Below are 19,029 nucleotides of genomic sequence, written 5' to 3'. Positions count from 1 at the left end.
CCCTGGAAAACCAGCACCCCTCCAGCGGAATATTCCCCAGGAACACGGAAGGCCTCCCGGGCATCACGGGACCCGGGGCCCCTCAAGGTATAATATTCCTCAGGAACTCAACACTCTGTCTGACCTCATCAGGTGTCTTGACCTCCACTGTGAGGACTCCAGTGTAGCCTGCGCCCCTCAAACCATCCAGGAGCGCCTGGAAGTCCAGTGAACCCTCGCCCAGGGCGTCGTGACTGTCAACCTCACCCGTGTTGTCAGAGAGGTGGACGTGCCCCACATGGGCTGATACCATCTCCTCCGTGGAGTAACCCATGGTGGCTGCGTGGGCCGCGTCAAGGGTCACCATGACACCGAGCTCCTCTGCAACACCCCAGAGCTCCTCAAGTTCCCGGAGAAGTGGCCCCTCCAGGCGGGGCATGTTCTCAGGGTATACGCCGACACCCCTGTCAGATGCGTATTCTGATATTGCTGCAAGGGATTCCAGGTTCCTCTCGGCTATAAGGTCCCTGTAGGGTCTCCCCAGGAAGGGTACTGTGCCGGGGTGGACCACCACCACGTCGGAGTCAAGTTCAACTGCAAGGTCCACTGCAGATTCAACCTCCCTGATGGAGGCCTCCCTCACAGTGTCATTGAGGGACGCTATGTTGATATCTGATATTGGGGCGTGTACCGTGAATTCCAGGCTGTGGGAGTCTGTGACCTCCACCTCAGAGAGGGGGTGCTCATATATGATTTCACAGCACTCGGCCCCAAGGGCCTCGATGTACTCCAGCATCTCCCCCAGTGGGGACGGTGTGAGTGCAAGGGTTGAGACACCTATCCTCATCACACCACCCTCAAGCCTCTGGCCTGACCCTGGCCCTCACAGGTATGCTGTTCTTCACGGCCTCCATTATGATGTCAGCCAGCTCTATGTCCCTTCTGAGCTTTATGGTCCCCTTCTTTCCTACAGTGGCTGTGAAGAGGTACTCATCATCCACAAGTATGTCAAAGGACACCCCCACAGCGTCCTTGCCAAAGTTTAGAACCACATAATTCCCTGCAAGTTCAACGGGGACCTCAAGGGTCTCCTCGATTTCCCTCTCCTCCAGGGGCTCCACACCTATGCTTATGCCTATGCTGTTCTCGATCTCCTCAATGGTCTTACCCTTCTTACCTATAACCTGGGGTATGTACTTCTCATCTATCCAGACCCTGGCACGTTCATCAGATTCAAGTTCAACCCTGACCCGGGCACCCGGGATCCTCCTGCGGAACTCCCTCTCGATCTCCCTCTCAGCTATCCTGTGGGCTGACGGTTTGCGCCCTGAAGGGGCTGCCTTTGAGACGTCCATGACTATTGTCTGCTCACCGTAGGTGTATATCTCATGCATGAGTTCCCCTGATTCAAGGTCCCTGATCTCGATGACCGGCCTTGCAAGGTCAGCCTCCTGCATGCCCGTGGGCACCTTCACGGTGAGGGAGACATCGTAGACAGCCTTAACCTCCCCATCCTCGATGAATATTGTTGTATCAACAACTGAGGGTATGACGCCGAGCTCAACCCTTCCAAGGATCCTCTGTATGGCGTCTATGGGCCTTGTGGCGTGGACCACACCAACCATACCCACACCCGCGAGCCTCATATCCGCAAATATCCTGAAGTCACGGGTCTTTCTGAGTTCATCGTAGATGGTGTAGTCGGGCCTCACGAGGAGGAGTATGTCTGCCGTCTTCTGCATGTCCCTCTCAATGGGTGCATACTGTGTTATCTCATCACCAACCTGGAGGTCCCTGGGTGACTCCATGGTCTTGACAACCGCCTTCATATCCCTGCTGTAGAACTCTGCCACTGCCTGGGCAAAGGTACTCTTACCTGCCCCGGGGGAACCTGCAATGAGCACCCCCTTGGCAGTATCCCTCAGCCTCTCCACGAGCCTGTCTGAGAGCCTGTAGTCCTCCAGTGAAACCCTCGCCACCGGCCTGACCGCGGTTATCTCAAAGGCCTCTGAGAATGGTGGTCTTGCAATGGATATCCTGTACTCCCGGAACTGTACGACCGTGGCGCCCTCCATTTCGATCTCTATAAAGCTCTTGAAGTCACTCTTGGCCCTCTCCACGATCTCACGGGCCATCCTGCTTATATCTGAATGTTTAAGCGGTCTTTTACCTATCTCAACCAGCTGGATTTCCCCTGGCCGGCCCTTCTTGGCCATCGGAACGACATTCTCCTTGAGGTGGACCGACATGGTGTTCTCATCGAAGTACTTGCTTATCTCCAGCTCCTCGTACTCCAGGACCTCTGGTTTGATGTAGAAGACATCGAGGCCCTGGGCCTTCCCGACCTCGGCCTGGACCCGGTCACTTGTTATAAGGAGGGCATCATATTCCCTTGCCGTGGACCTTATCATGGCATCTATCTCACCACCCCTTGAGAGGGATATCTCATCCACTGTGGGGCGGCGCCCGACGAATATCATGGATATTATATTCTCCTTGTGGAGCTTCTGGAGGTTCTTCAGTTCCTCGAGGCCATTGAAACCTGTCTCCCTTCCACGGTTGGCCTGGTATTCGAGTTCAGATACAACTGCCTCGGGCACGATCACCTCGCTGCCCCTGAACTCGTCCTCCTGGACTATCCCGGTGATCCTGCCGTCAACAATAACACTTGTATCTGGAACAATCTTCATCTAACCATCTCCGTATATCTCTTCAGGGTCAAAGACCTTCACGGCGTCCTTCCTGACTCTGAGTTCATCTCCATCAATACTGCGGTAGAAGCAGGACCTGTAACCTGTATGGCAGGCCCCACCCTCCTGTTCAACCTTCAGCACAACCGCATCACCGTCACAGTCCACGAGAACGTCCTTCACACGCTGAACATGGCCTGAGCTTTCACCCTTCAGCCACAGCTTACCCCGGGATGTGCTCCAGTAGTGGGCAGTGCCTGTTTCAAGGGTCCTCCTGAGGGCCTCACGGTTCATGTAGGCCACCATGAGGACCTCACCTGTCTCGTGGTCCTGTGCAACTGCAATTATGAGGTCTTCGCCATTAATATTATGTCTGAAATTAAGTAAAATGTTAACATCTCCCTTTGATTTTATCAACCATCTCATCCCTTGGCAGGGTCTCCTGGGAGTTCCTCTCCATATCCTTTACCGTCACCTTACCATCCTGGATTTCCCTCTCACCTGTCAGAACTGCGAACCTGGCTCCAAGGTTGTCAGCGTGTGAGAGGGCCTTCCTGAGCTTCCTGCCAGAGACTTCGAGGTCAGCGGATACCCCTGCAGCCCTGAGCTCCTGGGTGATCCTTATGGCCTCAGGGACAGTGGAGTCCTGTATGGGTATCACGAAGACATCAACCATCCTCATGTTCTCCTCATCCATCCCCAGGGCGTTCATGAGCCTGTCAAAGCCGAAGGCGAATCCCGTTGATTCGACCCGCTCCCCACCGAATGTTTCAACCAGGTTGTAGGTCCCTCCGCCACATATCTGTTTCTGGGCCCCCAGTTCCGGCACGTAGATCTCGAATACTATCCCTGTGTAGTAGTCAAGGCCCCTTGCTATCCCCAGGTTCACATGGTAGTCATCCACGCCAAAGTAGTGGAGGGTCTCAACGAGTTCCCTGAACTCTTCAAGGGCCTCCAGGGATTCACTGTAGCCCCCCAGGTATTCTTCAACATCGTCCAGAACCTCCGGGCCCCCCTGTGTACCTATGAGCTTCATGAGGAGTTCCCGGCTTTCTCCAGATACCTCAACCTCCCCTAGGAGTGCTTCAAGTTCTTCCACGTCGCCCTTGTCTATGACACCCATTATCCTGTCCTGGAGTTCAGATGGGATTTCCTCCCTGCCGAGGATCCCGCGGAGTATGCCCAGGTGGCCTATGTGGACCTCGAATCCGTCAAGGCCGAGTTCATGGAGGGATTCAGATGCTAGGGATATCACCTCAGCCTCTGCCAGGGGCGATCTTCCACCTATGAGTTCGCATCCGAACTGCCAGAACTGTCTGAAGCGCCCGGCCTGCGGCCTCTCATACCTGAAGCAGCTCCCGAAGTAGTACATCTTTATTGGCTTCGGTTTTTTCTGCATCTCATTCATGTAGAGCCTTGCCACGGGTGCTGTGAGTTCAGGTCTCAGGGCCAGTTCCCGGCCGCCCTTATCGGTGAAGTGGTAGATCTGGTTCACCACCTCCTCACCGGATTTGACTGTGAAGAGTTTGAGTTCCTCAAATATTGGTGTCTTGATCTCATGGTAGCCATAGGTCTCGAATGTCCTTCTGAGTACACCTTCAACCTCTTTCCTGTTCCTCATTTCAGCGAAAAGGAAGTCCCTTGTTCCTCTCGGTCTTGATATATCCATGACAGCAATTCCTCCAGTAAAAATGATAAAGGGGATGATGAGAGGTTCATCATTCATAATATTTAAGGTATTCCTTGAGCATCTTGGGGAAGGATGTGGCATTGAGGAACCTCAGACCCAGTCGCTCAGCCCAGACCCTTATACCATCATCGGCCGCCACGACCCCTGCCCCCAGTTCCTTGGCAAGGAGCAGCACATCAAGGTCGGGGGCACTGTCAAGGGTTCCCTTGCGGAGGGCTGATCTGTATTTCTTCCTGAGGTCCTTTATGGCCTTTCCAAGCACCTCGCTCTCGATCTCTGTCTTCTTGACGTCACGGGAGGCCATTATGATGGACTGTATGCCTGCCTCCCAGAGCAGGGTCTCTGAGATCCTGAGGCCCTTGTTCATCCTCTCCCGTATATCATGGACGTATTCATAGAATATCTGGGAGGGTATCTGTGTGTCGTAGCGGTTGGGTGTCTTCTTAACTATCCATGTCTCGGCCTTTATAAGGGTCTCCTCCGGGCAGTCGTAGCGTGTCATGTAATCTGTGAACTCCTTGTAGGTGATGGGAGGCATGTGACAGCTTATGTTGAGTTTTATCCTGCTTCTCGCTATGAGGTCAAGCATCCTGTCAACCGAGAGGTTGAGGTCGCCATCACCCAGCAGTTCTCGCAGCTGGTTATCTGTAAATGCCGTTGTATCAAGTACGAATCTCTGCTTTGCAAGCATGTCACACTCTCCCCTGGATTATAGGTAACCTATGGCAACAATATTTATCGCTGATGGTAAATAAATATTGTAAGTACCATGAGAAAAAAAATCAGATTCTATACTGACCGGTGCAGCATCTAAACCCGAAGAGATTCTTTGCCTGTAATGCCGGGGTGATAAACTGATAACTGGAAAAACACATGTAACCGGAATCATGGGCCATCCCCTGGGGCACAGCCTCTCGCCCATAATGCACAACGCGGCGTTCAGGAGCCTTGGTATGGACTGGATATACGTACCATTCCCTGTGAAGCCAGAGAACCTGAAAGCAGCGGTTGAGGGCCTGAGGGCCCTTGGGGTTGAGGGTGTGAATGTGACAATACCCCACAAGGAGGCCGTCCTGGAGTACATTGATGATATCCATGGGACAGCGGCCCTGATAGGTGCCGTTAACACTCTGAAATTCGATGACGGGACCGTCAGGGGATACAATACCGATGCCTCAGGGTGCTTAAGGGCCCTTGAAGAGGTGACATCCGTTGAGGGTTCATCCGTCCTTATACTGGGGGCGGGTGGGGCTGCAAGGGCCTGTGCATTCCAGCTTGCAGAGAAGGGGGCCTCGGATATAACCATACTGAACAGGACCCCTGAAAAGGCCCGCCTCCTTGCAGAGGATATGGCTGATAAACTGGGCTTTGAGGCATCATACGGGGGCTATGAACTTATCCAGGGGTCTGTGAAATCGGCTGATATCCTCATAGACACCACGCCGGTGGGCATGCATCCCCACACAGATGACAGGCCACTGGTGGGGGCTGAACTCATGCATGAGGGTCTGGTGGTCCATGACCTCGTGTACAACCCTCAAAGGACGGTCCTCCTGAGAGAGGCTGAGAGGGCGTCAGCCATCCCGGTTTCAGGGATCCGTATGCTCCTCTATCAGGGCGTTGAGGCCTTCAGGATCTGGACCGGGAGGGACCCGCCCCTGGATGTCATGGAAGACGCCCTGAAAAGGGTCCTTAACAGGGATTAAGGTCCCCATGATAATTAACTATATTGATGGATGACAGAACTATACCGGTCCAGTCCATGAAAAATAAACACCGTTGATGGATCCGCCGGTCCATGGACAGTGAAAACTCCATTAAACCTTATCGGTGATCATTATGAACGGACCTTGGGTAGAGAAGTACAGACCACAGAAACTTGATGATATAGTAGGCCAGGAACACATAATACCACGTCTAAAGCGGTACGTCGAAGAGAAAAGCATGCCAAACCTCATGTTCACGGGTCCAGCTGGTGTCGGTAAAACAACAGCAGCCCTTGCCCTTGCAAGGGAGATCCTCGGTGAGTACTGGAGGCAGAACTTCCTTGAACTCAACGCATCAGACGCCAGGGGTATAGACACCGTGAGGACCAGCATAAAGAACTTCTGCCGCCTAAAACCCGTGGGCGCCCCCTTCAGGATAATATTCCTCGACGAAGTGGACAACATGACAAAGGACGCCCAGCACGCCCTCAGGAGGGAGATGGAGATGTACACAAAGACATCCTCCTTCATACTCTCCTGTAACTACTCCTCAAAGATAATAGATCCGATCCAGTCAAGGTGCGCCATATTCAGGTTCCTCCCCCTCAAGGGCCACCAGATAATCAAACGCCTGGAGTACATTGCAGAGAAGGAGAACCTTGAATACGAGGCCCATGCCCTTGAGACAATAGTCTACTTCGCTGAGGGGGATCTCAGGAAGGCCATAAACCTCCTCCAGTCAGCCGCATCCCTCGGTGAGAAGATAACAGAGTCAAGCATCTACGATGTCGTGTCAAGGGCCCGGCCAAAGGATGTGAGGAAGATGATAAAGACCATCCTTGATGGTAAGTTCATGGAGGCCAGGGACATGCTGAGGGAGATCATGGTTCTCCAGGGTATAAGCGGGGAGGACATGGTCACCCAGATCTATCAGGAGCTCTCAAGGCTGGCAATGGAGGGCGAGGTTGATGGTGATAGGTACGTGGGCCTCATCGATGCCATCGGCGAATACGACTTCAGGATAAGGGAGGGCGCCAATCCCAGGATACAGCTTGAGGCCCTCCTTGCAAGGTTCCTTGAACACGCCTAAAGAGGTACAGTAAATGTCATGGACAGAGAAATACCGGCCAGGGAGCTTCGATGAGGTGGTCGGGAACCAGAAGGTCATAGCTGAGATAAAGGAGTGGATCAAAGCCTGGAAGGCAGGGAAGCCCCAGAAGCCGCTCCTCCTGGTTGGACCCCCCGGGACCGGGAAGACAACCCTCGCCCACATCATAGGAAAGGAGTTCTCTGATACCCTTGAACTCAACGCCAGTGACAGGCGCTCCCAGGACGCCCTTATGAGGAGCGCCGGTGAGGCATCAGCGACCCGCTCCCTCTTCAACCATGACCTGAAGCTCATCATCCTTGATGAGGTTGATGGGATCCACGGGAATGAGGACCGTGGAGGTGTCCAGGCAATAAACAGGATCATAAAGGAGAGCAGACATCCCATGGTCCTCACAGCAAACGACCCCTACAGCAAGAGGCTGCAGAGCATAAAGCCCAGATGCAGGGTCTTAAACCTCAGAAAGGTCCACACATCATCCATAGCAGCAGCCCTCAGGAGGATATGCCGTGCTGAGGGTATAGAGTGCCCCGATGATGTGCTCAGGGAACTGGCAAAAAGGTCCCGTGGTGACCTGCGTTCAGCCATCAACGACCTTGAGGCCATGGCAGAGGGTGAGGAGCGCATCGGTGAGGAGCTCCTGAAGATGGGAGAAAAGGATGCCACCTCAAACCTCTTTGATGCCGTCAGGGCCGTCCTCAAGAGCCGTGACGTCTCAAAGGTCAGGGAGGCCATGAGGGTGGATGATGACCCCACCCTTGTACTTGAATTCATCGCAGAGAACGTTCCCAGGGAATATGAGAAGCCAAATGAGATCAGCAGGGCCTATGATATGCTCTCACGTGCAGACATATTCTTCGGGCGAGCCGTGAGAACCAGGAACTACACCTACTGGCGCTACGCCTCCGAACTCATGGGGCCAGGGGTTGCCCTTGCAAAGGATAAGACCTACCGGAAGTTCGTCCGCTACACAGGTTCATCATCCTTCAGGATACTCGGGAAAACCCGGAAACAGAGGAGCCTCAGGGACAGTGTCGCGGCCAAGATGGCTGGAAAGATGCACATCTCACCGAAGGTCGCAATCTCAATGTTCCCATACATGGAGATCCTATTTGAGAATGATGAAATGGCCTATGATATAAGTGAATTCCTGGAGCTTAGAGACGAGGAGATCAAACTGTTCCGGAAGAGAAAGATAAAGGCGCCTAAAAGGAAGAAAACCCCCAGGAAAGCTGAAATTAAAGTGGGGCCCCTTTACAGTCAGGAGAAAGATAAGGGGGCAGATAAATCCAGAAAGGATAAAGCCGCAAAGACACCCAGTAAATCCTCTAAAAGGGATGATGGATCCCCGGATGAATCATCCGGCAGTTCAGATGATAAGAAGCCCAAAGAAAAACAGACGTCACTCTTCCAGTTCTCATAGTCCCATAAAGATAACCCTTTTTTTATTCACAGTCTCTGAAGGGTAAATTAGGTATCAGCCATCAACTAGATGACACTGCCAGCAGTCAGTGAGCTCCATAGGACTCCGGATGTGGGGATCTAGTAAGGGGACTGTGGTCCACCCCAGGCCTCAGGAAGCTCCCCGAGATATTCGAGGGATCTCTTCATCTTATCCCTGAACTGGGGGATGTTCCCATCAAAGAATTCAAGAAACTCCTTAACCAGTGGATTTCCTGTTACCTCGATCCTGGTGCCCCTCCAGGCTTCAATCCACTCTGCAGGGACCCCTGATAGAGGGTATATCCGGAGGGGTGTTGACCTAAGGTGATACCCTATCCTTTCACCTGAGAGCATATCCTCGACTGCAGCTGCAATGGAGTGGTCAAGGGTCCCCGGGAGCACCCTCACATCACCTTCACCGATCCCTATACCGTACTTCCTCGTGTAGGGCTCAAGTATGATGTGGAGTACGGTGGCCATCTCACCCTCTGCATCGATCCTCACCTCTGAGCGTGGTCTGAGGTTCGAGGAGAGTACCCTGGAGGCCCTTGAACATATCTTCTGGAACACCTTGGACCTCACAACATCCACATCAGGGAACCTCTCCCTGAATAGCTCCTCCCTCCTCCTGGAGAACCTGGAGAACCTCAGGTTGTTTATGAGGACCTCGCCCGGCGTTACACTCACAAACCTTGTATCAACGCCAAGTTCTGAGAGGAAACTGAGTAATTCACTCCTTTCAGGCAACATATCATCTCCCGAGATCCACAAAGAGAACATCCACCGGAAAATTATCCCAGCGCCTCTTCCTGGAATACCACACAGAAATATTTATGGGAGATGTATTTATCAGTTGGGGTGGAAATCTGATAATGGAGGTGCATATATGTTCGGATTCCTTGGCAGAAGGAGGGATGAAAGGGAAGTTATTGAGATCGAACCCGACGGTCCGGTTGACTGCATAGCTGATTTTACCTACAACTTCTACTGGCAGCACCGTGGTGAAAAGCTGGACCCTGATGAGAGGATTCCAGGAACCAGCCACACCTTCCGGGAGGTTGTTGAACACCTCAAGGATGGAGGAGAGGTCATTGTGAGGGGTGACACCGGACACAGGCTGGCCTCCAGCATGGGCGCCGACCTCGCCTACTTCGGGGGCGGCGGAGGTGTGATGGATGCAGGGGTTGTTACCGTGGAGGGGGACGTTGACACCAGGATGGGCATAAGCATGGTCTCAGGCACCATATACGTGAAGGGTGAAGTCAGGGACCCCATAGGAAACATCATTGAGGTCAGATCCGACAGGAGGGGCTACAAAAAGTTCATGTCAGTCACGGACATCCTCATGAATGGTCTCAGAGCTGAACCCGTGAATGTGACCCTTGAACCTGGACGCATGGTCATAGATGACGGTCATGTGCGGGACACCCTGGGGGCCCGGCTGGATGCTGATGTGGAGATAATCCACCACGGTAACGTTGATCTCTCAACCGGGATACTCATGAGGCGCGGAACCGTCCGTGTTATGGGTGATGCAGGTAAGAATACCGGGGCGCTCCTGAGTGGAGGTACCGTCATCATCCAGGGGGACTGTGACGATTTCTCGGGTATAGACATGAGGGATGGTTATCTCATAGTGGACGGCGATGCCGGGAAGTTCCTGGGGGCCCAGAGGCGTGGTGGTGTCATCCTTGCAAGGAGGGGTAAACCAGTACCACCTACCAGTGAATCAGACTTAACAGAGGACGACAGACGGGTGCTGATGGAGGCAGGTCTCAGGCCGCATCTTTTCAGAAGGTTCTCCTAATTCAGTGTAATTTAGGTAAACCACCAAAAGTCTTTACCTAGAAGATTCAGAGCTAGTACACTTATTAGGTAAGTCACATAATGCGTAAGAATTAGTTCGGTTCTTAGAGCCAAAAAATAAAAAGGAATAGAATTTATTTTCTCATGGGACCGAAGTAGTAGCCCACTCCGAGGAGACAGAATAGCCCGATTATGCCTGCAATGGCGTATAGCTGGGTGCCTGATGATTTCGCAGCCGTGGGTGTTGATATCTCATAGGAGCGTCCTGCCCTCTCCTGTCCCTCACCCGGAGAAGCTGATGCTGCTCCGCTGGACTGTGAATCCATGGATATGGCACCTGATACACCTGGAGATAGCCCTGGGGACCCAGTGCCTGTTCTTCCGCCTGATGTGGCTGAACCGCCGGTTGTACCGCCATGTGGTGTTGTGGTGGTTCCCTGGTCATTTCCATCAGAGCCGGATTTCTCACCGAGCATCTCTGAGATGGCTACAAGTTCCTCCTGTGAAAGGGATACAAGACCCCTGGTATGGGCCTGCCTCACATACCTTGCAATCATCTGGAGGGCTGATGGATCAAACTGTGACCTTACAGAGCTGTCAAAGAGGAAAGTGTCTGCTATTCTCCTCCAGACATCAGGGGATGCCACATCCACCAGGGCGTCGCTGGTGAACAGGTCCCTCACCTGCAGTGCTATTGAAGCACTTCCAGATGGCCCCTCACGGAGTTTGCCCTGTACCCAGACCGGGTTGAGCAGTGTCACCGCAAGGTCATCGTAGGTTGACTCCTGCAGTGTCCTTATCAGGGGTGTACCGTAGGCTGTCCTTGCAATGTAGCTGTTTATGTTCCTCCCTGTGAGGTAGTTCACCATGAAGTTCACGGTGACTGAGACCCTGTAGAGGCAGGTGCCCTCACCGGGTGCCCTGTAGGGCATTATGACCATGGTGGTGTCAACTGTGCGCAGGAGTGACTCCAGGAGTTTCGGGCTCTGGACTCCATTTAAATCTCTTCCATAGGCATAGGAGTAGTAGCTGAGGTATGTCTCAGCAAGCTGCTCTGGAGTCCAGTCGTCCCTTGACCAGAGTATCCTGTCAACACCTGCTCCATGGGGGTCGGCACCGGGTGGAAGTCCGAAGATCCTTGTCCTTGCAAGTCTATCCGCATTTGCATCCGCTTCGGAAGTGTTCATCCCTGCTGCGACAAGTTCAGCGTAGATGCCTGCTTTCATTGCGAGGTAGTGCTTCCTCACATAGTTCATCTCAGATGACTCGTTGAGGTTCACTATCCTCTTTATTGTATTGTCGATTACGTCCATGGTGGCAGGGATTGCTCCACGGAAGTTGTGGAAGTCACTTATCACAACGTCTATCCTCGGTCTTCCAAGTTCACTGAGGGGTATGATCTCTGTACCTATGAGGGCTCCGCTCTCATAGATGGGTCTGACTCCCAGGAAGTAGAATATCGCTGCTATGCTCTGACCGCCAGTTGATATCACATCACCTATATCCACGGCCACTGTCTCAGGGTACCTTCCACCGCTGGAATTCCTGTAGCGCTTCAGCATCTCCTCGGCAGCCCTTGATCCTATGACCACTGCTGCGGGGTCAGGGATTGATGAGGGGTCAAAGGTGTACATGTTGCGGCCCGTTGGAAGGGTCTCCAGGTTGATGACCGGGCTTCTTGCTGATACTGGCTGTATGAATTCACCGTTAAGTGCCCTCAGGAGTGAGTTCATCTCATTACTGGCGCTCATAATCAGAAGGTTCCTTATCTCATCCCTTCTGGCTGTCCTGTTTGCAGGGTCGAAGGATATTATTGCGTCTATGAATTTCTCAAGGGTTTCACTGTCTGGCAGTTCTCCGAAGGTGTGAAGGCCGTAGGGTGTCAGTATCCCTGAAAGTTCCTCGAGGTACTCATGGAGCCTGTCTCTGAGGACACTGAAGGCTGTGGAGCTGTTCACACCGAGCCTTACCTCAAGTCCGGCCCTCGTCACACCATCCCTGATGAGGGACTCCAGGCTGTTCATTCTGTCAGTGTCTCCTGATGCCTCTGCTGTGCTGTAGGATCCCATGAGATCTGAGAGTTCCTGGTAGACACCGTAAAGCTCTGTCCTCATGACCGGTGGGATGAGGTAGGAGATCGTGACAGCATATGCCCTTCTCTTGGTGGGGTTTATGACCGCCTCCAGAGGGTCCTCCATTTTGAGCAGGTGTATGTTTGGAATCGAACCGATCAGGGTGTTTGGCCAGTCGTCCTCTGTCATTGCATTCACGTGTCCCGGAAGGAGTTCCAGTGTCCCGTGCTGTCCTATGTGGACGACGGCGTCAGCCCCGAATCCCTTCTGCAGGTAGAGGTAGAAGGCTATGAACTGGTGTGTCGGTGGCAGTGTGCCGTTGTTGAGTGTACCGTTCCACTTCCAGACCGGCTGGGGCGCCAAGAGTATGTTGCCCATCATGATGCCGGGGATGACTATGCTGTTATTGTATATCATGATGTTTCCTGGTGCGGGTCCCCAGAGTGCTTCCACCTGTCCTCTGAGTGATGCTGGCAGTCCAGAATACCATTTGAGGTACTCTGATACCGGTATGGTTATGCAGCCTGCATCCACGAGTTTTCTGAGTTCTGTCTGTGTCATGTTCCTGGGGTTCCTGCCTGCCCTGTTTATGAGTTCATAGATGTATTCCTCGGTCAGGTTTCCGTTGCCGGTGCTGTAGCCTGCGGCCCTCATGGCGAGGAGTATGTTGCTGAGACTCCTGTAGAGGTTGAGGCCGTTGGTTGCAGGCATTCCCTCATCATGGGTGCTGTCAAAGTAGACCATAGCCAGCTTCTTGTCACTGTTCGCCTTCTTCCTGAGGTTCACCCAGGCGAGTGTGCGGTTAACGAGCTGGTCTATACCCGGTTCATAGGCCACGTACTCCTTGATGGTGACACCTGTCAGTGGATCAGGACCTGATATGCGGCTTCCGCCTATGAGGATGGGCTCTATACGTCCCTGCATCTCAAACATTGAAAGCCAGTAGTATTCAAGGCCCCTGAGTCCCTGCTGTCGTGTGCTGTTTATGTAATCGTCGAGGGATGTCTGGAGGAAGACAGGGAGTGGTCCCTGTACCGGTACGTTGAGGTCCGTGAAGAAGGTTATGGTCTGGTTGTCTGGCCAGTACCCGAACTGGACACATGCAACAAGCGCATCGATGACTGAAGTGTTGTTGACCATGAAGAAGCGCCTTGATGCCCCGATGGGGTCTGAGCAGTAGAAGTAGGGTATCACGTTGAGTCCACGGGATTCAAGCTTCTGGATGAGGGTCTCATAGACGTCCATGTTGCCAGACAGGTAGTACCGGTTCAGTATTGCCACACCCACCCATGGGGCCCCTGGCCTGTAGAGGGTGGTGTTCATGTACCAGTCCATGTAGGGTGCCCTGTCTGTGTAGACCTGCGGTGCCAGCGGATGGTAGAGGAAGTCCTGCATCCCGGGCACAAGTTTTGTATCATTAGCCGTCAGGTTCACGGCTCCGCTGAGCCTGAGAACCTCAAGGAGCGTCCTCTTTATGTTCTCACGGGAGAGTGCAGGCGCAGCCACCGGCCCGTAGGCTGGAAGGTTCGTCACGTTAACACCCGTGATATTGGGTTTCACAGGTCCCAGGACGAATATCCGCGCTCCTGGTTTTAGGCTGGCTGCGATGGCCTGCAGGTCAACCAGAGCATCGAATTCTGTCCCGTAACTCATACCGGTCGTTGGATACCCGGGTCTTGTGAAGATAAAGAATATGTCCACAGTTTTAAGGTCGTTTTTGAACTGGGTGGATGCCGTTGAGTTGATGTTGAAGGTGTCCATGGTGTAGATCTTCAGTGTGAAGTTGTAGCCAGCGGGCAGGAGGTCATTACGGTAGGCTTCATTCATTATGGGGTCGACCGTGCCCACAACGCAGCCTGTCAGTAGCACAACCATCTCAGTATCCTTCAGCATCTTTGATTCTGTGGTGTTGGATGTTGTGTTGTTGTCTGCTGCAGATACCGATGGGACTGAAATCAGTAGCAGGATCAATGCAATTAACAGAAACCTCTTCATGTTTTCACCTCCTTGACTTTTATCATAATTCACTGATGTAAAATCGTAAAGAATTTAGAGTGCCCGATATTTAAATCTTAATTAAAAGATTAAAAGTATGAACAACTTTAAAAATTAGCTGTTAGAATGTAATACCTGGGTGTTCTGGAAAGCTCGGATGGATCAGGGCCACCCATAAAATAATAGTTTTTTTACTCGAGGACTATCTTCTCAAAGTATTCATCATATGCCAGGTGGAAATGGGGGAGTCTCATCATGAGTTCATCCTCAAGTTCAAGTATCCTCCTGAATTCATCCCTGTCTGCAAAGCCTATGAGTTTCCTCTCCCAGGCCTCCTGGCACCTGAGGCTGCATGGTATGAAACCCGATGGCATTATGATGGCACATTTACCCTCAGGGATATCAAGTTCACTGACCTCTGCAAGATGTTCCCCATCGATTGCGTACCGGGTATTCTCTGAGAAACTCCTGATGCAGCATTCAGGGTATCCCAGGAGTCTACCTATGTTCTCATCATCGCCACGATAGACACCGAGCTCCGTTGATATCATTGGGTCCAGGGCGGGCCTCACCGGTGGACTGTACCTTGATGTTATCTCGATCTGAAGCTCAAGCCTTGACATGAGCTGGTTGAACTGAAAATCATCCATCCTGCAGACAACCTTCAGGCATTCCCTGCAGCCCTCTTCCCTGATCCTTACTATCCTCTCATATATGTCCTCGAGCATGAAAACCACGTCTAACCTTTTACAGTGTATTCCACTATGAGGTCCTCACCCAGGGTGTAGGACCGTTTAAGTTCAAGTCTTATGGCATCTGCCATCTCATCTATACCCTCACCATCCACAAGGGTCCTGGCATCCCTGCCCCCAACTATCATCGGTGCTATGCAGACCCGGACCTCATCCACCAGGCCACCGGTCAGCATGGAGTAGTTGAGTGTCGATCCGCCCTCCAGCATAAGTCTCTCTATCCCCATACCATGCAGCCGTTCAAGTAAAAGATGGAGATCGACCCGCCGGGTCCCTGCAACAACCACTTCAGCCCTTTTTCTGAGCTCAGCAACCCTCTCAGGCGGGGCGCTCTCTGAAACACCTATCACCGTCGGGGCCTCATCGTTAAGTACCCTGAAATGGGGGGGTGTCCTGGCCATGCTGTCAACCACAACCCTGACCGGATTATCCCCGGGGGCTGCATCTACCCTGTGGACTGTGAGGCGCGGGTCATCCGCCAGCACCGTGTTTATGCCCACCATTATGGCGTCACACTCCCTTCTGAGTTCATGGACCCTCCTGAGATCCTCCTCACCAGATATCTCAGAGCTCCCTGTTGCCGTTGCAATCTTACCATCAAGTGTCATGGCTGCGTTGAGTATAACGTAGGGTCTCATGGCCTTCCTCCTCCGACCTATTTATAGATGTCATCCTATAAATTAATGTGGAATTTTAAGTCGAAGAATGATGAAACCAGTGGAGGTTGAACCATGGAGAGGTACAGGAGGGGAATGGAGATACTCAACAGAATGAACAGGAAATCCTACACCGCCATCAGGGATGAACTTGAGGATGTTGCACCGGACCTTGCACGCTTTGTTGCTGAATTTGCATACGGAGATGTCTACTCCAGGGGCGTGCTTGACCTTAAAACAAGGGAACTTTTGACCCTTGCCGCCCTCACAGTACTGAGGGCCGATGATCAGCTGAAGAGCCATGTGCGGGGAGCCCTAAATGCTGGCTGCAGTAAGGATGAGATCATAGAGGTCATGATACAGATGGCCGTATACGCGGGTTTCCCTGCAGCCATAAATGCTGTGCTTGCAGCGAAGGAGGTTTTCACGGAGAATGACCCTGCTGAAGTTTGAAAATAGACTCAAAGCTGATGAACTCTAAAAGAGAAAAAATAATGGGACTCTCAGCCCCGGGAGTCCTATAAACCAAACACTCTTTCTGCATTTGCTGTTGTGATACTGTCAACATCCTCAAGGTCCATGTCCTTGATTCTGGCTATCGCCCTGACAGCTTCCTCCACGAAGGCTGGCTCGTTACGTTTTCCCCTGAAGGGTGAAAGGTAGGGGCTGTCTGTCTCCGTTAACATGCCCTCAAGGGGGATTGCCCTCACAAGTTCCATGTGGTGCTCTGAAAATGCCACAAGTGTCGAGATGGATATGTAATATCCCTCATCCAGTATCCTGCGGGCTGTTTCAATGCTTCCACCATAGCAGTGAAAGATTACCTCGGGTACCCTGTATTCAAGGACAGTTTCAAGGGCCCTCTCCTCAGCGTCCCTTGCATGGACCACCAGGGGCATTTCATGTTCAGCTGCGAGTTCCACAAATACCCTGAAGGTCTCCTCCTGCCTTCTTCTACCCTCCTCATCACGGGTGTGGTGGAAGTCCATGCCTGTCTCCCCAACTGCAACTATAAGGTCAATATTTGATTCTATCTGCGAGACAACCTCCCCTATAAGGTCCTGTCTTGCCTTTGATGCATCAACCGGGTGGAACCCCATTGTAGGGTATATGAAACCTGGGTTGAGGGATGCAAGTTCAAGGGCCCTCCTGTTACCCCCGAGACCAACCCCTGAATCTATAACAGCCCTCAATTTACTCCTGGCCCTTTCGATGACCTCTTCACGGTTCCTGTTGAAGTCCTTGAAGTCAAGGTGACAGTGAACGTCTATAATGATGATACCTCCCATAATCAGTGATTGATATGGATAACGTCTACATACCTCCCATGAATCAAGGGGCTGTGCTAGACGCCGAACCTTCTCTCACGCTGCTGATATGACCTTATGGCCCTTAAAAAGTCTACCTTCCTGAGTTCAGGCCACAGGCTGTCGCAGAAGTAGAGTTCAGAGTAGGATGACTGCCAGAGCAGGAAGCCACTGAGTCTTTCCTCGCCACTGGTCCTTATTATCAGGTGCGGGTCCTCCAGACCTGCAGTGTAGAGGTTTCTGTTTATCATGTCCTCGTCTATGTCCTCCGGGTCTATCAAACCCGCCTTAACATCCTCTGCAATCTTTCTTGTGGCGTCAACTATCTCCTGCCTTCCATCATATCCTATGGCTATGTTCACAAGGCGGTCTGAGTACTGCTCTGTTGACTTCTCAGCGATCTCTATGGCCCTTCTGACGTCCTCCGGGAGGAGTTCAAGTTTTCCGACTGCTCTGACCCTGACCCTGTTCTTATGTATCTTCTCATTGCTTGCTATGGCCTCGAAGTTTTCCCTGAAGAGCTTCATGAGACCCTTAACCTCCTTTTCTGGTCTCTTGAAGTTCTCTGTTGAGAAGGCGTACGCCGTTACTATTTCTATCCCGAGGTCCACGCACCAGTCCAGGACCTTCTCGAGGGTTTCTATGCCCTTCTTATGGCCTTCTATGGGGTTCATACTGCCCTGCAGCTTTGAGTATCTCCTGTTACCATCCATGATGATGGCAACATGTCTTGGCATTCTGTCCCTTCTGAGGTTGCGCGATATGTACCATTCGTACAGCTTGTAAAGGGGCTTTAATGGTGACATTTCAAATCTACCTGATCATAATTTTTGTTCATCCGGTCAGTTAATATTAATTTAATTAATACGATTAACGGTCCTATTATTCATTATCTTCATTCCATCCTCTGGCAAGCCAGTGGGCGAATTTCAGCGCCCTGAGATAGCCTTCGGCTGTCTGTGACCTTGATGTGTCAACAAAAATTCCGTCAAATCCCAGAGCAACTGCACCGTAACTCCTGGCGGTGCCAACCAGAACCAGTGATCTGAATATGAGGTTGCCTGTTATACCATCGGGTGCTATGATGACGTTACAGCCATCAGCCACGGCTTCCTCTATCAGTATATGGTAGTGCCTCACCCTATATTTATCCTTTATCATTGATGTGAGGAATTCGCCTTCATGGATTGACCTGTCAACCTCTGGTGACCTTCCAAGGTCCCCCCTCCTTCCCCCTGATATCACGCCGACTCTGGGCTCTTCTCCGGTTTTCCGGAGAAATTCAGAGGCTGAAACAGCGATTTTGAATCTATCATCCACTGTCCTTCCCTCATCTATACCCACGGGGGCGAGCAGAAATCCATTAGCACCCACCTCTATCCATGAAGCCCTGTTCAGTGGCCCGCCTTTTTTGAGTTCTGCCATTATATTTGCGGCTGGCAGTGACCCCCTCACGTAGGCAGCAGCACCCCTTCTGAGTTCCTCTATGAATTCCTCCTCTGAGTGGACCAGGTCAACCTCAAAGTCCGCGAGGGATGCAGCCCTCTCCATGTTCCTGTTCTCACCGACACCAGCCACTATCCTCATGGCTCCACCCTCACTTCCATACATTTCACAGGCTTATCTCCATATTCCATGATCAGGTCTTAGAGAGTTACGGCGCAGGCAGCAAGATTAATATATGGTCATGAGTATTATAAGATTCAGCTTTTTAATAGATGACGGCGAATAAATATATAAATGTCTTCTGCATAAGAAAATTTAGGTTAACGGAAAAATAATATAAACATGAAATTTTTTAATTAGTGATCCTGCTGACACACAT

17 protein-coding genes are annotated in these 19,029 nt (G+C 52.0%); 5 read left to right on the top strand and 12 right to left on the bottom strand.

Annotation, left to right across the window (positions count from 1 at the left end; all coding sequences use genetic code 11):
- Positions 1–82 precede the first annotated feature (82 nt).
- From tca_RS01115 to tca_RS01095, 5 genes are read right to left on the bottom strand one after another with little or no spacing between them, the layout of a single operon-like run.
- Positions 83–826 (bottom strand): sugar phosphate isomerase/epimerase, encoded by a 744-nt coding sequence (locus tag tca_RS01115; RefSeq protein ID WP_170130300.1) that lies wholly within the window; start codon positions 824–826, stop codon positions 83–85.
- Between the two features lie 10 nt (positions 827–836).
- On the bottom strand, positions 837–2,669 hold the full coding sequence (locus tag tca_RS01110; RefSeq protein WP_115892480.1) for a PINc/VapC family ATPase: 1,833 nt from the start codon (positions 2,667–2,669) through the stop codon (positions 837–839).
- On the bottom strand, positions 2,670–3,059 hold the full coding sequence (gene hisI / locus tca_RS01105; RefSeq protein ID WP_286709257.1) for a phosphoribosyl-AMP cyclohydrolase: 390 nt from the start codon (positions 3,057–3,059) through the stop codon (positions 2,670–2,672).
- A 1-nt stretch (position 3,060) separates the two neighbouring features.
- Complete coding sequence (gene hisS, locus tca_RS01100; RefSeq protein ID WP_048061190.1) at positions 3,061–4,338, bottom strand: histidine--tRNA ligase; 1,278 nt, start codon at positions 4,336–4,338, stop codon at positions 3,061–3,063.
- 49 nt (positions 4,339–4,387) lie between these two features.
- On the bottom strand, positions 4,388–5,050 hold the full coding sequence (locus tag tca_RS01095) for an RNA ligase partner protein (RefSeq protein WP_010875882.1): 663 nt from the start codon (positions 5,048–5,050) through the stop codon (positions 4,388–4,390).
- 163 nt (positions 5,051–5,213) lie between these two features.
- Here tca_RS01095 and tca_RS01090 point away from each other — a divergent pair, with 163 nt between their 5' ends.
- The 3 genes from tca_RS01090 to tca_RS01080 all read left to right on the top strand — a co-directional run bounded on the left by tca_RS01090 (position 5,214) and on the right by tca_RS01080 (position 8,596).
- Complete coding sequence (locus tca_RS01090; protein ID WP_115892481.1) at positions 5,214–6,065, top strand: shikimate dehydrogenase; 852 nt, start codon at positions 5,214–5,216, stop codon at positions 6,063–6,065.
- A gap of 133 nt (positions 6,066–6,198) precedes the next feature.
- Positions 6,199–7,155, top strand: a complete 957-nt coding sequence (locus tca_RS01085) for a replication factor C small subunit (protein WP_048060778.1) — start codon at positions 6,199–6,201, stop codon at positions 7,153–7,155.
- 13 nt (positions 7,156–7,168) lie between these two features.
- Positions 7,169–8,596, top strand: a complete 1,428-nt coding sequence (locus tca_RS01080) for a replication factor C large subunit (protein WP_286708975.1) — start codon at positions 7,169–7,171, stop codon at positions 8,594–8,596.
- A 119-nt stretch (positions 8,597–8,715) separates the two neighbouring features.
- On the opposite strand, the gene tca_RS01075 is transcribed toward tca_RS01080, so the two are convergent.
- Positions 8,716–9,366 (bottom strand): hypothetical protein, encoded by a 651-nt coding sequence (locus tag tca_RS01075; RefSeq protein WP_286708974.1) that lies wholly within the window; start codon positions 9,364–9,366, stop codon positions 8,716–8,718.
- Positions 9,367–9,502: 136 nt separating this feature from the next.
- On the opposite strand from tca_RS01075, the gene tca_RS01070 reads away from it, so the two are divergent.
- Complete coding sequence (locus tca_RS01070) at positions 9,503–10,423, top strand: hypothetical protein (protein ID WP_286708973.1); 921 nt, start codon at positions 9,503–9,505, stop codon at positions 10,421–10,423.
- A 133-nt stretch (positions 10,424–10,556) separates the two neighbouring features.
- Here the strand turns inward: tca_RS01070 and tca_RS01065 are convergent, their stop codons facing one another.
- From tca_RS01065 to tca_RS01055, 3 genes are all read right to left on the bottom strand, one after another.
- Positions 10,557–14,489 (bottom strand): cobaltochelatase subunit CobN, encoded by a 3,933-nt coding sequence (locus tca_RS01065; RefSeq protein ID WP_115892483.1) that lies wholly within the window; start codon positions 14,487–14,489, stop codon positions 10,557–10,559.
- A gap of 191 nt (positions 14,490–14,680) precedes the next feature.
- On the bottom strand, positions 14,681–15,217 hold the full coding sequence (locus tag tca_RS01060; RefSeq protein WP_269889729.1) for a DUF483 domain-containing protein: 537 nt from the start codon (positions 15,215–15,217) through the stop codon (positions 14,681–14,683).
- Positions 15,218–15,228: 11 nt separating this feature from the next.
- Positions 15,229–15,879, bottom strand: a complete 651-nt coding sequence (locus tca_RS01055) for a 2,5-diamino-6-(ribosylamino)-4(3H)-pyrimidinone 5'-phosphate reductase (RefSeq protein ID WP_010875874.1) — start codon at positions 15,877–15,879, stop codon at positions 15,229–15,231.
- 93 nt (positions 15,880–15,972) lie between these two features.
- Here tca_RS01055 and tca_RS01050 point away from each other — a divergent pair, with 93 nt between their 5' ends.
- Positions 15,973–16,350, top strand: a complete 378-nt coding sequence (locus tca_RS01050) for a carboxymuconolactone decarboxylase family protein (RefSeq protein ID WP_010875873.1) — start codon at positions 15,973–15,975, stop codon at positions 16,348–16,350.
- A gap of 65 nt (positions 16,351–16,415) precedes the next feature.
- On the opposite strand, the gene tca_RS01045 is transcribed toward tca_RS01050, so the two are convergent.
- From tca_RS01045 to mtxX, 3 genes are all read right to left on the bottom strand, one after another.
- Positions 16,416–17,186 carry a TatD family hydrolase gene (locus tca_RS01045; RefSeq protein WP_115892485.1) on the bottom strand — a complete coding sequence of 257 codons (771 nt, stop codon included), beginning with the start codon at positions 17,184–17,186 and terminating at the stop codon, positions 16,416–16,418.
- Between the two features lie 56 nt (positions 17,187–17,242).
- Positions 17,243–18,010 (bottom strand): polyprenyl diphosphate synthase, encoded by a 768-nt coding sequence (gene uppS / locus tca_RS01040; RefSeq protein ID WP_010875871.1) that lies wholly within the window; start codon positions 18,008–18,010, stop codon positions 17,243–17,245.
- A gap of 76 nt (positions 18,011–18,086) precedes the next feature.
- Positions 18,087–18,791 carry a methanogenesis marker protein Mmp4/MtxX gene (gene mtxX / locus tca_RS01035; protein WP_048061187.1) on the bottom strand — a complete coding sequence of 235 codons (705 nt, stop codon included), beginning with the start codon at positions 18,789–18,791 and terminating at the stop codon, positions 18,087–18,089.
- Positions 18,792–19,029 lie beyond the last annotated feature (238 nt).

The organism is Methanothermobacter sp. EMTCatA1, from assembly GCF_002356395.1.
In the GTDB taxonomy this organism is placed as follows: Archaea; Methanobacteriota; Methanobacteria; order Methanobacteriales; family Methanothermobacteraceae; genus Methanothermobacter; species Methanothermobacter thermautotrophicus.
This window is presented reverse-complemented; position numbering and strand designations above follow the sequence as displayed.